General features: G+C 63.2%; 13 protein-coding genes. 1 reads left to right on the top strand and 12 read right to left on the bottom strand.

What is annotated here, in order from left to right; translation table 11 throughout:
* Positions 1–296 precede the first annotated feature (296 nt).
* Positions 297–1,391: a uroporphyrinogen decarboxylase gene (gene hemE / locus DIE11_RS25380; protein ID WP_124627913.1), complete on the bottom strand. Its 1,095-nt coding sequence runs from the start codon at positions 1,389–1,391 to the stop codon at positions 297–299.
* Between the two features lie 148 nt (positions 1,392–1,539).
* On the opposite strand from hemE, the gene DIE11_RS25375 reads away from it, so the two are divergent.
* Positions 1,540–2,349: a transporter substrate-binding domain-containing protein gene (locus DIE11_RS25375; protein ID WP_124627911.1), complete on the top strand. Its 810-nt coding sequence runs from the start codon at positions 1,540–1,542 to the stop codon at positions 2,347–2,349.
* A gap of 700 nt (positions 2,350–3,049) precedes the next feature.
* Here DIE11_RS25375 and DIE11_RS25365 read toward each other — a convergent pair.
* From DIE11_RS25365 to DIE11_RS37075, 11 genes are all read right to left on the bottom strand, one after another.
* Positions 3,050–4,777: an AMP-binding protein gene (locus tag DIE11_RS25365; RefSeq protein ID WP_124627909.1), complete on the bottom strand. Its 1,728-nt coding sequence runs from the start codon at positions 4,775–4,777 to the stop codon at positions 3,050–3,052.
* A gap of 258 nt (positions 4,778–5,035) precedes the next feature.
* The gene (locus tag DIE11_RS25360; protein WP_006477288.1) at positions 5,036–5,461 is read right to left on the bottom strand and encodes a F0F1 ATP synthase subunit epsilon; all 426 of its coding nucleotides are present in this window, start codon (positions 5,459–5,461) and stop codon (positions 5,036–5,038) included.
* Positions 5,462–5,565: 104 nt separating this feature from the next.
* Positions 5,566–6,960, bottom strand: a complete 1,395-nt coding sequence (atpD, locus tag DIE11_RS25355) for a F0F1 ATP synthase subunit beta (RefSeq protein WP_034183838.1) — start codon at positions 6,958–6,960, stop codon at positions 5,566–5,568.
* Between the two features lie 66 nt (positions 6,961–7,026).
* Positions 7,027–7,902 (bottom strand): F0F1 ATP synthase subunit gamma, encoded by an 876-nt coding sequence (gene atpG / locus DIE11_RS25350; RefSeq protein ID WP_059602072.1) that lies wholly within the window; start codon positions 7,900–7,902, stop codon positions 7,027–7,029.
* 69 nt (positions 7,903–7,971) lie between these two features.
* Positions 7,972–9,513: a F0F1 ATP synthase subunit alpha gene (gene atpA, locus DIE11_RS25345; protein WP_059602075.1), complete on the bottom strand. Its 1,542-nt coding sequence runs from the start codon at positions 9,511–9,513 to the stop codon at positions 7,972–7,974.
* Between the two features lie 44 nt (positions 9,514–9,557).
* On the bottom strand, positions 9,558–10,097 hold the full coding sequence (locus DIE11_RS25340; RefSeq protein ID WP_014895498.1) for a F0F1 ATP synthase subunit delta: 540 nt from the start codon (positions 10,095–10,097) through the stop codon (positions 9,558–9,560).
* Positions 10,098–10,099: 2 nt separating this feature from the next.
* The gene (locus tag DIE11_RS25335) at positions 10,100–10,570 is read right to left on the bottom strand and encodes a F0F1 ATP synthase subunit B (RefSeq protein WP_006477283.1); all 471 of its coding nucleotides are present in this window, start codon (positions 10,568–10,570) and stop codon (positions 10,100–10,102) included.
* 129 nt (positions 10,571–10,699) lie between these two features.
* Positions 10,700–10,969: a F0F1 ATP synthase subunit C gene (atpE, locus tag DIE11_RS25330; protein ID WP_006482730.1), complete on the bottom strand. Its 270-nt coding sequence runs from the start codon at positions 10,967–10,969 to the stop codon at positions 10,700–10,702.
* Positions 10,970–11,044: 75 nt separating this feature from the next.
* Entirely contained in the window at positions 11,045–11,896 is an 852-nt protein-coding gene (atpB, locus tag DIE11_RS25325; RefSeq protein ID WP_039351439.1) for a F0F1 ATP synthase subunit A, read from the bottom strand.
* A gap of 110 nt (positions 11,897–12,006) precedes the next feature.
* A complete protein-coding gene (locus DIE11_RS25320) occupies positions 12,007–12,534 on the bottom strand; it encodes an ATP synthase subunit I (RefSeq protein WP_059682672.1) in 528 nt (175 codons plus the stop codon).
* Between the two features lie 327 nt (positions 12,535–12,861).
* Positions 12,862–12,990: a hypothetical protein gene (locus DIE11_RS37075; protein WP_260437177.1), complete on the bottom strand. Its 129-nt coding sequence runs from the start codon at positions 12,988–12,990 to the stop codon at positions 12,862–12,864.
* Between the last annotated feature and the right edge of the window lie 117 nt (positions 12,991–13,107).

Genomic DNA, 13,107 nt, shown 5'->3' with positions numbered 1-13,107 from the left:
TTGTTGAGAACTCGCCGTTCAACAGCCGCGAAGCGCGCGGGGCCGTGCTTCCCGCTGTTTTCGGCCGCCGTCGGCCGCGCCCCGCGGAGCCTTATTCCATAAGGCTGCTATTCAAATTACGGAACCATAGCGAGACATTTCGACCGATACAGGGCTCTACCGCGCTGCAACGTGGAAAATGTGCATAAGTCAAGTCTTGACAAGCCTTGAATCGGCAACCGGTGCGGGGTTGCGCCCTGTTTAGCGCCGACAGCGAAACGCCGCCACCCCGCAGTGCAGCATGGCAGCGCTTGCGCTTAGCCGACCGATCCGCTACGGATCTTGCGGCTGTGGGTGTGCACTTCGTCGACGAGCTCGGCGACGTGGTCGGGCGACGTGAACTGCGAAATGCCGTGGCCGAGGTTGAATACGTGACCGGGGTGATTGCCGTAGCTGTCGAGCACCGCACGCGCCTGCTCGCGCACCACGGCCGGCGGCGCAAACAGGATCGTCGGGTCGAGGTTGCCCTGCAGCGCGACGCGCCCGGCGACGCGTTCGCGCGCGGCGCCGAGATTGACCGTCCAGTCGAGGCCGACCGCGTCGACGCCGGTCGCCGCGATTTCCTCGAGCCACAGGCCACCGCCCTTCGTGAACGTGATCACCGGCACGCGCTCGCCGTCGTGCTCGCGCTTCAGTTGCGCGACCACGCGACGGATGTAGTCCAGCGAGAAGCGCTGATATGCGCCGTCGGCGAGTGCGCCGCCCCACGTATCGAAGATCATCACGGCCTGCGCGCCGGCTTCGATCTGCGCGTTCAGGTACGCGGCCACGGCCTGCGCGTTCACGTCGAGGATCCGGTGCATCAGGTCGGGGCGCGAATACGCCATCGACTTCACCGTGCGGAAATCGTCCGACCCGCCGCCTTCGACCATGTAGCACGCGAGCGTCCACGGGCTGCCCGAGAAGCCGATCAGCGGCACGCGCTGGCGGCCCTGGCCGTCGGTCAGCGCGCGGCGGATCTCGCGCACGGCGCCCGTCACGTAACCGAGCGTCTCCTCGATGTCCGGCACCGCGAGCTTCGCGACGTCGGCCTCGGTGCGCACCGGATGCGCGAACTTCGGCCCTTCGCCGACCTGAAAGTCGAGGCCGAGGCCCATCGCGTCGGGAATCGTCAGGATGTCCGAGAACAGGATCGCGGCGTCGAGCGGGAAGCGCTCGAGCGGCTGCAGCGTCACTTCGGTCGCGTAGTCGGGATTCTTCGCGAGGCCGAGGAAGCTGCCGGCGCGCGCGCGCGTCGCGTTGTATTCGGGCAGATAGCGGCCGGCCTGACGCATCAGCCAGATCGGCGTGTAGTCGGTCGGCTCGCGCAGAAGCGCACGCAGGAAGGTGTCGTTGAGCAGGGTATGGGCCACGGTAGGAGCGACGAGCGAAGGCAAAGCGGCATTTTACCGGAGCGCGGCCGGACGGCTGCGTATGCCGATGCGATGGCGGCCATATGACGCGCGCGATGGCTCCGTTATGATCGGACGCTGATATCGAACCGACCGAAGGAGGAGACCGATGAAGACATTCGCCACGCTGGCCACGCTCGCCGCTGCCATGCTTTGCTGCGCCGCCGCGCACGCGCAGGGTACGACCACGACGGCGGCCCCGACCACCGCGGCCGTCGGCTCGCGGCTCGACGACGTAGTCGCACGCGGCACGCTGCGCGTGTGCACGACGGGCGACTACAAGCCGTATTCGTACTACCGCGCGGACGGCCGCTTCGAGGGCATCGACATCGACATGGCCGAGTCGCTCGCGAAATCGCTCGGCGTGAAGGCCGAGTTCGTGAAGACGAGCTGGTCGAACCTCACCAACGACTTCGTCGCGAAGTGCGATGTCGCGGTGGGCGGCGTGTCAACGACACTCGAGCGCCAGAAGCGCGTGTTCTTCACGCAGCCGTACGTGGTCGACGGCAAGACGCCGATCGTGCGCTGCGCGGACGCCGACAAGTACCAGACCGTCGCGCAGATCGACCGGCCCGAGACCCGCGTGATCGTGAACCCGGGCGGCACCAACGAGCGCTTCGCGAAGCAGTTCTTCACGCATGCGAACCTGAGCGTCTATCCGGACAACGTGACGATCTTCAAGCAGATCCTCGCGGGCAAGGCGGACGTCATGGTGACGGATGCGTCCGAGACGCTGCTGCAGCAAAAGCTGAATCCGGGCCTGTGCTCCGTGCATCCGGACAAGCCGTTCCAGTTCGGCGAAAAGGCGTACATGGTGCCGCGCGGCGACGTCGTCTTCCAGCAGTACGTCGACCAGTGGCTGCATCTGGCGCTATCGTCCGGCGAATACCAGGCGATCTCCGACAAGTGGCTGAAGTGAGCACGATCGCTTGCGGAACGGGCGTCCGATAACGACGTGGACCCGTTGCCGCCGCCGGCCGGGCACCCCGCCGTTACACATCGGCGTGGCGCGTGGCCGGCGTGAAATCGCGAAAACCGGCCGAATGGCCGACTATCGCGTGCCTCAATCACGTTTCAAAATCTTTCCGACGAATGAATCGTCATGTGCGGTATCTGCCGCGCGATGCACATTCCGGCGTGTAAATCGGCATTTCATCGACGCCGATACGCATGAAAAACGCATTATGCGCACCCGATGAAAACTCTGCGGAAATGACGAGTAAATATGACCTTCTTCAGGACCCCGAAAACAGAAAAAAATCCCGGAAAGCCTTATCTGGCGGGCGTTACAACCTGAAACACTTTGTTACCGTGAGGGATCATTAATTCGCCCACAATGGGCTCAACGGTTTCAACACGGATGCGGTCTCGTGTGCCAAGTGTGAGCGGACGCGAAGCGCTGCGAGCCAGTCGGTCACGTACCGAAGCCCTTCCGAGGGGCATCCCTGTTGGAGTCGTTTCCGGCTCCCGCCGGACTCGGTTTCATCTTTGGTCTCCTCGCGCTAACCCCGTAGCGTGTGGTTTTTAGCGGGCTAATAAGCCCGCTTTTTTTCGTCCATCGAAAACGCAACGGCCCGCAGGCCGCCGCGTTCGTCCCGCCGCCGGGCCGCTTGCTCGTATCAAGCGGTCTTCTGCACGTCGAGCTTCAGTTCGTCGATCATCCGTTCGCGCATCACGAATTTCTGCACCTTGCCCGTCACCGTCATCGGCAGCTCGTCGACGAAGCGGATGTAGCGCGGAATCTTGTAGTGCGCGATCTGGCCGCTACAGAACGCGCGCACGTCATCCTCGGTCATCTGCTCGTTCGCGCGCAGCACGATCCACGCGCACAGCTCCTCGCCGTATTTCGCGTCGGGCACGCCGAACACCTGCGCGCTCTGAATCTTCGGATGCCTGAACAGGAATTCCTCGATCTCGCGCGGATACACGTTCTCGCCGCCGCGAATCACCATGTCCTTCAGCCGGCCGACGATGTTGCAGTAGCCGTCGGCGTCGAGCGTCGCGAGGTCGCCCGTATGCATCCAGCCGTCGACCAGCACCTCGCGCGTCTTCGCTTCGTCGTCCCAGTAGCCGAGCATCACCGAGTAACCCTTCGTGCACAGCTCGCCCGTCGCGCCGACCGGCACGATCTCGCCGGTTGGGTCGACGATCTTCACCTCCAGGTGCGGCTGGATGCGGCCGACCGTCGTCGTGCGCTTCTCGAGCGGGTCGTCGGTCGAGCTCTGGAACGACACGGGGCTCGTCTCCGTCATTCCGTACGCGATCGTGATCTCGGACAGATGCATCTGCGACACGACGCGCTTCATCGTCTCGATCGGGCACGGCGAGCCGGCCATGATCCCGGTGCGCAGCGTCGACAGGTCGAACTTCGCGAAGTCCGGATGATCGAGCTCCGCGATGAACATCGTCGGCACACCGTGCAGCGCGGTACAGCGCTCCTCGGCGACGGCCGCGAGCGTCGCGACCGGATCGAACGCCTCGCCGGGGAACACCATCGCCGCGCCCTTCGACACGCACGCGAGCACGGCCAGCACCATCCCGAAGCAGTGATACAGTGGCACCGGGATGCAGAGCGAATCCTGCTCGGTGAAGCGCATCGCCATCGCGATCGAGCGCGCGTTGTTGACGACGTTGCGGTGCGTGAGCGTCGCGCCCTTCGGGCTGCCGGTCGTGCCGCTCGTGAACTGGATGTTGATCGGATCGGTGGCCGCGAGTGTCGCGCCGGTTGCGTCGAGCCGCGCGACATCGAGCGTGTCGCGGCCGCGCGCCATCACGTCCGCGAAGCGGAACATGCCGGCCGGCGCGACCTCGCCCATCGACACGACCGTGCGCAGGCTCGGCACGCGTGCCGCATGCAGGTCGCCCGGCGTCGCGCCCGCGAGCTCCGGCGCGATCGTCTGCAGCATCTCGACGTACGCCGACGTCTTGAAGCGCTCGGCCGCGATCACGGCCTTGCAGCCGACCTTGTTCAGCGCGTATTCGAGTTCCGCAAGCCGGTAGGCCGGGTTGATGTTGACGAGGACTGCGCCGATGCGCGCGGTCGCGAATTGCGTGAGCAGCCATTCGCTGCGGTTCGGCGACCAGATGCCGACGCAGTCGCCCTTCACGATCCCGAGCGCGGCGAGGCCCGCCGCGAGCACGTCGACCTCGTGCGCGAACGCGCGCCAGGTCCAGCGCACCTGCTGTTCGCGGAACACGACGGCCGGGCGATCGGGAAAGCGGCCCGCCGTGTCGAGCAGGAACCGGCTGATCGTCGCTTCGGATAGCGGCACGTCGGTCGCGCCGCGCACGTACGACAGTCCGTTTTCGGGCGCGATCAGCGCCCCCTTGCCAAGGTCTGCTGCCATCGATGTCTCCGTCCGTTTTTGTCTGATCGGCTCAGCACGCGGCTGACGCGCGCGCCTGCTCCGCCACGATCGCGGCGGACTGCCTCTGCGCGGATGATGCCGCGTTCTGCTGACGACACTCTGACATCAAATCGCGGCGGGCGGATGAAATAGCACGACCGGACGATACGATCCGGCCCGCAAAAAACCGACGAAAACGACGGACGAAAAAAAAGCAGCCCGAAGGCTGCTTTCTTTCGCGGGATACGCGCGCGCGGCTCAGTGCCGGCTGCGAATCTTCGCCAGACGCTGGATCGCTTCGAGCTGCGCCATCGCGGTCGCGAGCTCCGATTGCGCCTTTGCGAGGTCGAGGTCCGACTTCGCGTTCTGCAGCGTTTCCTCGGCACGCTTGCGCGCTTCCTCGGCTTTCGCCGCGTCGAGGTCCTTGCCGCGGATCGCGGTATCGGCGAGCACCGTCACGGCGCCCGGCTGCACTTCGAGAATGCCGCCTGCGACGAACACGAATTCGTCGTTGCCGCCCTCGACTTCGATGCGCACCGCACCCGGACGAATCCGCGTGATCAGCGGCGTGTGACCCGGCAGAATACCCAGCTCACCCGTTTCGCCCGGCAGCGCGACGAATTTCGCCTCGCCCGAGAAGATCTGCTCTTCCGCGCTGACGACGTCTACTTTGATGGTTGCCATATCGACTCCTGGTTGAGCGTATTACGTGGGCGCCCGTCCGTGAAAGGATGCCATCGAGACATCCTTCACGAACGCACGGGCGCCCGCTGCGTTACACCCGACCTTTACTGGATCTTCTTGGCCTTTTCGAAGGCTTCGTCGATCGTGCCGACCATGTAGAACGCCTGTTCCGGCAGGTGGTCGCACTCGCCGTCGACGATCATCTTGAAGCCACGGATCGTTTCCTTCAGCGGCACGTACTTGCCCGGCGAGCCCGTGAACACTTCAGCGACGTGGAACGGCTGCGACAGGAAACGCTGGATCTTACGAGCGCGCGCGACCGACAGCTTGTCTTCCGGCGACAGTTCGTCCATACCCAGAATCGCGATGATGTCGCGCAGTTCCTTGTAGCGCTGCAGCGTCTGCTGAACGCGACGGGTGATCGAGTAGTGCTCTTCACCGATCACGTTCGGGTCGATCTGGCGCGACGTCGAGTCGAGCGGGTCGACCGCCGGGTAGATACCCAGCGAAGCGATGTCACGCGACAGAACGACGGTTGCGTCCAGGTGGCCGAAGGTGGTTGCCGGCGACGGGTCGGTCAAGTCGTCCGCAGGGACGTACACGGCCTGAACCGACGTAATCGAGCCCTTCTTGGTCGACGTGATGCGTTCCTGCAGCTTGCCCATTTCTTCAGCCAGCGTCGGCTGATAGCCCACTGCCGACGGCATACGGCCGAGCAGTGCCGACACTTCGGTACCGGCCAGCGTGAAACGGTAGATGTTGTCGACGAAGAACAGCACGTCGAGACCTTCGTCACGGAAGTGCTCGGCCATCGTCAGGCCGGTCAGCGCAACGCGCAGACGGTTGCCCGGCGGCTCGTTCATCTGGCCGTACACCAGCGCGACCTTGTCGAGAACGTTCGAGTCCTTCATTTCGTGGTAGAAGTCGTTCCCTTCACGGGTACGCTCGCCCACGCCCGCGAACACGGAGTAACCGCCGTGTTCCTTCGCGATGTTGTTGATGAGCTCCATCATGTTGACGGTCTTGCCCACGCCAGCACCGCCGAACAGGCCAACCTTGCCGCCCTTTGCGAACGGGCAGATCAGGTCGATAACCTTGATACCCGTTTCGAGCAGTTCGGTCGACGGCGACAGTTCGTCGAACGCCGGAGCCTTCTGGTGGATCGAACGCGTGTGTTCGCTCACGATCGGGCCGGCTTCGTCGATCGGACGGCCGAGCACGTCCATGATACGACCGAGGGTCGGCTTGCCGACCGGCACCGAAATCGGATTTGCCGTGTTCTTCACGGTCAGACCGCGGCGCAGGCCGTCGGATGCACCCAGACAGATGGTACGGACAACGCCGTCGCCCAGCTGCTGCTGGACTTCGAGCGTCAGTTCCGAGCCATCGAGAATGAGCGCGTCGTAGATCTTCGGCATGCTGTCGCGCGGGAATTCCACGTCGATAACGGCGCCGATGCACTGTACGATCTTGCCTTCTACCAAAGCAGCAGTACTCATCGCTTTTCCTTTAAATACCTGATTCTTTACTCGCGCAAAGGCGCAGTTGTCGTCCGTGGCGCGCGCTTAAACAGCAGCTGCGCCGCCGACGATCTCCGACAGTTCTTTCGTAATCGCGGCCTGGCGGCTCTTGTTGTATACGAGCTGCAGTTCGCTGATCACCGTCTTCGCGTTGTCGGACGCGGCCTTCATCGCGACCATCCGCGCCGATTGCTCGGACGCCATGTTTTCAGCGACGGCCTGGTACACCAGCGCCTCGACGTAACGCACGAGCAGTTCGTCGACGACTGCCTGCGCGTCCGGCTCGTAGATGTAGTCCCACGACGTAGCCGGCGTACCGTCATCGGCTTCGAAGTGTTCCGACGACAGCGGCAGCAGCTGCTCGATCACGGCTTCCTGCTTCATCGTGTTGACGAAGCGCGTGTAAGCGATATAAACCGCCGACAGCTTGCCTTCCGAATACAGGTCGAGCTGCGTCTTCACTGCGCCGATCAGCTTGTCCAGATGCGGGGTGTCGCCGAGGTGCACGACCTGCGACATCACCTTCGCGCCGAAGCGGTTCAGGAAACCGAGGCCCTTGCTGCCGATCGCCGTGGCTTCGACCTTCTGGCCCTTCTCTTCCAGCTCCTTGAACTTCTGCACCGTCGCACGCAGCACGTTGGTGTTCAGCCCGCCGCACAGACCCTTGTCCGTCGTGACGAGGATGATGCCGGCCGTGTTCGCGCCGTCGTTTGCCACCATGAACGGGTGGCGGTACTCCGGGTTCGCGCGGCTCATGTGCGCGGCGATGGCACGGACCTTGTCCGCGTAAGGACGAGCGGCGCGCATGCGTTCCTGCGCGCGGCGCATCTTCGATGCGGCCACCATCTCCATCGCCTTCGTGATCTTGCGCGTGTTCTGCACGCTCTTGATCTTGCCGCGAATTTCCTTCATTCCAGCCATAGCTTGCTCCTTGACCGAAGCTGCGCGGGCGCATCAGCACCCGCGCGGCCTCAGTGTGTCACTCGCGGATCAATAGGCACCCGACTTCTTGAAGGATTCGATCGCCGCGCGCAGCGCGCCTTCGTCGTCCTTCGAGAGATCCTTGGTGTCTTCGATGCGCTTGATGAGGTCAGCGTGGCTGGTCTTCAGGTTGTCGCGCAGGCCCTTCTCGAACGGCAGCACTTGCTTCACGTCGAGGTCGTCGAGGTAGCCGTTGTTCGCGGCGTACAGCGACACGGCCAGTTCCCAAACCTGCAGCGGCTGGTACTGCGGCTGCTTCAGCAGTTCCGTCACGCGGCGGCCGCGCTCGAGCTGCTTGCGGGTCGCTTCGTCGAGGTCCGATGCGAACTGCGCGAATGCGGCCAGTTCACGGTACTGCGCGAGGTCGGTACGGATACCGCCCGACAGCTTCTTCACGACCTTCGTCTGAGCGGCGCCACCGACTCGCGACACCGACACGCCGGCGTTGATTGCCGGGCGGATGCCTGCGTTGAACAGGTCGGTTTCCAGGAAGATCTGGCCGTCGGTAATCGAGATCACGTTCGTCGGAACGAACGCGGTCACGTCGCCAGCCTGCGTTTCGATGACCGGCAGTGCCGTCAGCGAGCCGCTCTTGCCCTTCACTTCGCCGTTCGTGAACTTCTCGACGTACTCTTCCGACACGCGAGCAGCACGCTCGAGCAGACGCGAGTGCAGATAGAACACGTCGCCCGGATATGCTTCACGGCCCGGCGGGCGGCGCAGCAGCAGCGAGATCTGACGGTATGCCCAAGCCTGCTTGGTCAAGTCGTCGTAAATGATCAGCGCGTCCTGGCCGCGGTCGCGGAAGTATTCGCCCATCGTGCAGCCGGCGTACGGTGCGAGGTACTGCATCGCTGCCGAATCCGACGCCGTAGCGGCGACGACGATCGTGTATTCCATCGCGCCCGTTTCTTCGAGCTTGCGAACCACGTTCATGATCGACGAAGCCTTCTGGCCGATCGCGACGTAGATACAGATCAGGTCCTTGCCCTTCTGGTTGATGATCGCGTCGAGCGCCACCGCGGTCTTGCCGCACTGACGGTCGCCGATGATCAGCTCACGCTGGCCACGGCCGATCGGCACCATCGCGTCGATCGACTTGATGCCCGTCTGCACCGGCTGCGACACCGACTTACGCCAGATCACGCCCGGGGCGATCTTTTCGATCGCGTCGGTCAGCTTCGCGTTGACCGGGCCCTTGCCGTCGATCGGGTTGCCGAGCGCGTCGACCACGCGGCCGACGAGTTCCGGACCAACCGGGACTTCCAGAATGCGGCCCGTCGTCTTGACGACGTCGCCTTCCGAGATGTGTTCGTATTCGCCGAGAATCACCGCGCCGACCGAGTCGCGCTCGAGGTTCAGCGCGAGGCCGAACGTGTTGCCCGGAAACTCGAGCATTTCGCCCTGCATCACGTCCGACAGGCCGTGGATGCGCACGATACCGTCGGTCACGGAGATCACGGTGCCCTGGTTGCGAACGTCTGCGCTCGCTTCAAGGCCCTGGATCCGGCTCTTGATCAGCTCGCTGATCTCAGAGGGATTGAGTTGCATTATTCGCTCCTGATAGTCAATTCTGTTGCGTGCCGGCGTGGCGCTCAGGCGGTCAAGGCAGCCTGCATCGATGCGAGGCGCGCGCGAACCGAGGTGTCGAGCACTTCGTCGCCGACCGTCACGCGCACGCCGCCGATCAGCGACGAATCGACTTCGACCGTCGGCTTCAGCTTGCGCTTGAACTTGCGTTCGAGGCCAGAGACGAGGCTTTCGAGATCCGCGCCGTTCAGCGGGAACGCGCTCACGATCTCGGCGTCGGCTGCACCTTCGCGTTCGTTCTTGAGCGCCTCGAACTGCTCGGCGATTTCCGGCAGCAGCGCGATGCGATGATTGTCGACCAGCATCTGCACGAAGTTCTTCGCTTCGGCGCCAGCCGCGACCGGCGACTTCACCGCAGCAAGCAGCAGCTCGGCCACTTGCGTGCGCGTCACCTTCGGGCTCGACGCGACCGACAGCACTTCCGGCAGACGCGCAACCTGGGCCAGCTCTTGCACGAGCGTGGACCAGGCGGCGATGTCACCTCCCTCGGCCACGCGGAACAGCGCTTCTGCGTAAGGGCGGGCGATGGTTGCAAGTTCGGCCATGATCAGAGCTCGGCTTTCAGTTGATTCAGCAGTTGGGCGTGGGCCGTTTGATCGACTTCGCGCTTCAGGATCTGCTCGGCGCCCTTCACGGCCAGCGCGGCGACTTCGCCACGCAGCGCTTCGCGCGCCTTCACGATTTGCTGTTCTGCTTCCGCTTTCGCCTGGGCGACGATGCGGGCGGCTTCAGCCTGGGCGTTGGCCTTGATTTCCTCGGCGACCGCCTGTGCACGCTTTTCAGCGTCGGCGATGCGCTGCTGGCCGTCGTTGCGGGCCTGCGCGAGTTCCTGGTCCACGCGCTTGTGCGCTGCGTCGAGTTCCGCCTTGCCCTTCTCCGCGGCGGCGAGGCCGTCGGCGATCTTCTTCGAACGTTCGTCGAGGGCGTTGATCAACGGCGGCCACACGAATTTCATCGTGAACCACGCGAGGACCAGGAACACGACCATTTGCGCAAACAGAGTTGCGTTGAGATTCACGGTGTTTCCTTATCTGCTATTCCGGAAAAATGAAACGGTAAGGCGCTCATCGAGTTGCATTCGATCAGCGCCCCAAGTCTCCGTTCCGCCCTGCGCCGGCTTACGCCGGACGCATATTTCCGAGGAACCTTAGCCTGCGAGCTTCGACAGGAGCGGGTTCGCGAACGCGAACAGCATTGCGACACCAACGCCGATCAGGAATGCAGCGTCGATCAGGCCGGCCAGCAGGAACATCTTCGTTTGCAGCGGGTTGATGAGTTCCGGCTGACGTGCGCAGGCTTCGATGTACTTGCCACCCATCAGCGCGATACCGATACAGGCGCCGATTGCACCCAGGCCGATGATGATGCCGATACCGATGGCGGTCAGACCCTGGATGTTGGCGATGTAAGCTTGCATGATCACTCCTTTGTGAAAAGACTTGGAACTGAGATTTAAAAAACTAAAACGGAAACTCTTTTTTGCACGCCGCGCTTAGTGCTTGTCGTGCGCCTGGCCGAGATACACCAGCGTCAGCATCATGAAAATGAATGCCTGCAACAGAACAATCAGGATGTGGAAGATTGCCCAGACGCTACCCGCGATCACGTGACCAACGAAGCCGAGGAACGTTGCGTCGCCACCGAAGCTCCACATGCTGCCGAGCAGGGCGATCAACAGGAACAACAGCTCACCCGCGTACATGTTGCCGAACAGCCGCATGCCGAGGGAAACGGTCTTTGCGAGATATTCGACGATGTTCAGCGCGAGGTTCGGGATCCACAGCAGCGGGTGCGCGCCGAACGGAGCCGACAGCAGCTCATGCACAAAGCCGCCCGCGCCCTTGATCTTGATGCTGTAGTAGATCATCAGGACGAACACGCCGAGCGCGATGCCGAGCGTGCCGTTCAGGTCGGCCGTCGGGACGATGCGATGGTGGGAAATCACGTCCGACAGACCGAGCAGACCGATGACGCGGCCCGGCAGGTCGACGGGGAGGAAGTCGAGGGAGTTCATCAGCGCGACCCACACGAACACCGTGAGGGCGAGCGGAGCGATGAAGGTGCGGTTGCCGTGGACGATGGCCTTCGATTGATCCTCGACCATTTCGACGAGCATCTCGATCGCACACTGGAAACGGCCCGGCACGCCCGAGGTCGCCTTGCGGGCGGCCAGACGCAGCAGGAGGATCGTCACGATGCCGCACACGATCGACCAGAACAGCGTGTCGAGGTTCCAGACGTGGATGTCGAAAATCGACGTCTGATGCGAGGTGGAGAAATTCTGCAAGTGGTGCGCAATGTACTCGGACGGATCCGGACCGCGCGTGCCTTCGCTAGCTGCCATATCGTTAATGCCACCCAAATTGTCGAAAATCGTTTTGCCCCGTTCCGCAATACGCTATTGCGGGAACGGGCCGGTGCGGTTCATTGTCGAAACCGCACGCTGCTTGTTGCTTACCGCCAGGCCAGCGCGATCCAGTACGTCTTCAGCACGACGAGGTAGGTGACGAGGAGCGCCGGCCAATGCACGCCGGCATAGCCGTACGCCACTGCGGCGAACATCCCGATCGTCACGCCGAGCTTCAGGGCTTCGCCCATCACCCAGCTCATCACGGTGGCCGAACCACCTGCCTTCAGTCGTGCCACGAACAACGCGCTTGGCACCCAGCCGATCGCCCCGCCCAGAAACGCGGATTGCGCAGCGGCGCCCGGCGACTTCGAAAACAGCCACCACGCCAGCGTTGCAACCAGGGACAAGACCACCTGCGCGATCACCACCTTGTAGGGGGTTACGCGCGGCGGCTTGCTCACGTTCGGACCGAACAGCCTCTCGGCTTCCGTCCGCGTGAGCGGAACGATGTTGTTATCTTGCAGCTCGGCATCCCAGTCGTCGCCATCGGACTCGCGCCGCTCGCCGGCCGCTGAAGCGGTGCGTTGCGCTCGGTGATCATCGTGCCTGTCGTTCGGCGCCTGACCCGCCATCGCAATCTTCCGCAAAATCCTTGAACCCGGCCCCAAGCTTTCCGAAAGCTTTCAGGGGTGCCTAGCTAACAAATCCGGGCGATTGTAAGCGATAGTTGCAGGTGATTCAAGGCTTTAGACGCGACAAAAACCTGCGTAAAACGACGCCTCATGATGTGAAAAAGCGTGCGCGTCGATGACGTACGATGACAGTTGTAAGGTCGGCTTTTTGCGCCGGCATTTCTTGCCCGAAAAAGGCGCGGTCGCGATGAATTGAGGTGACAACGAAGTCCGGTGCGGGCGACACCAGCGCGACGTGATCGCAGCAGAAATCCTGCTGTGACGCGATCACGGGAAATGACCCGACGCGGCGACGGGTAACAGAGGAAACACTGTGGCCGCCACGTCGAGCGCGATGCGCGAAATGCGCTTGAACGTGAGCACGCCGATGCCTGCAATCAGTTGTTGTGCCGCCACAGTAGTTCGACTGTGGTGGCACAACACTTATCAACAGGACCGCCTTCGCAACGACCGGGAACGCTGTGCGCCCTCCCCGCCATGCTTGCGGCACGCGTAAGCCGCACTGATCCGCAT

Origin of the sequence: Burkholderia sp. Bp9012 (assembly GCF_003853825.1) — a bacterium.
Classification (GTDB): Bacteria; Pseudomonadota; Gammaproteobacteria; order Burkholderiales; family Burkholderiaceae; genus Burkholderia; species Burkholderia diffusa.
Note: the sequence above shows the minus strand (reverse complement) of the source record. Positions and strands in the feature narration are given on the sequence as shown.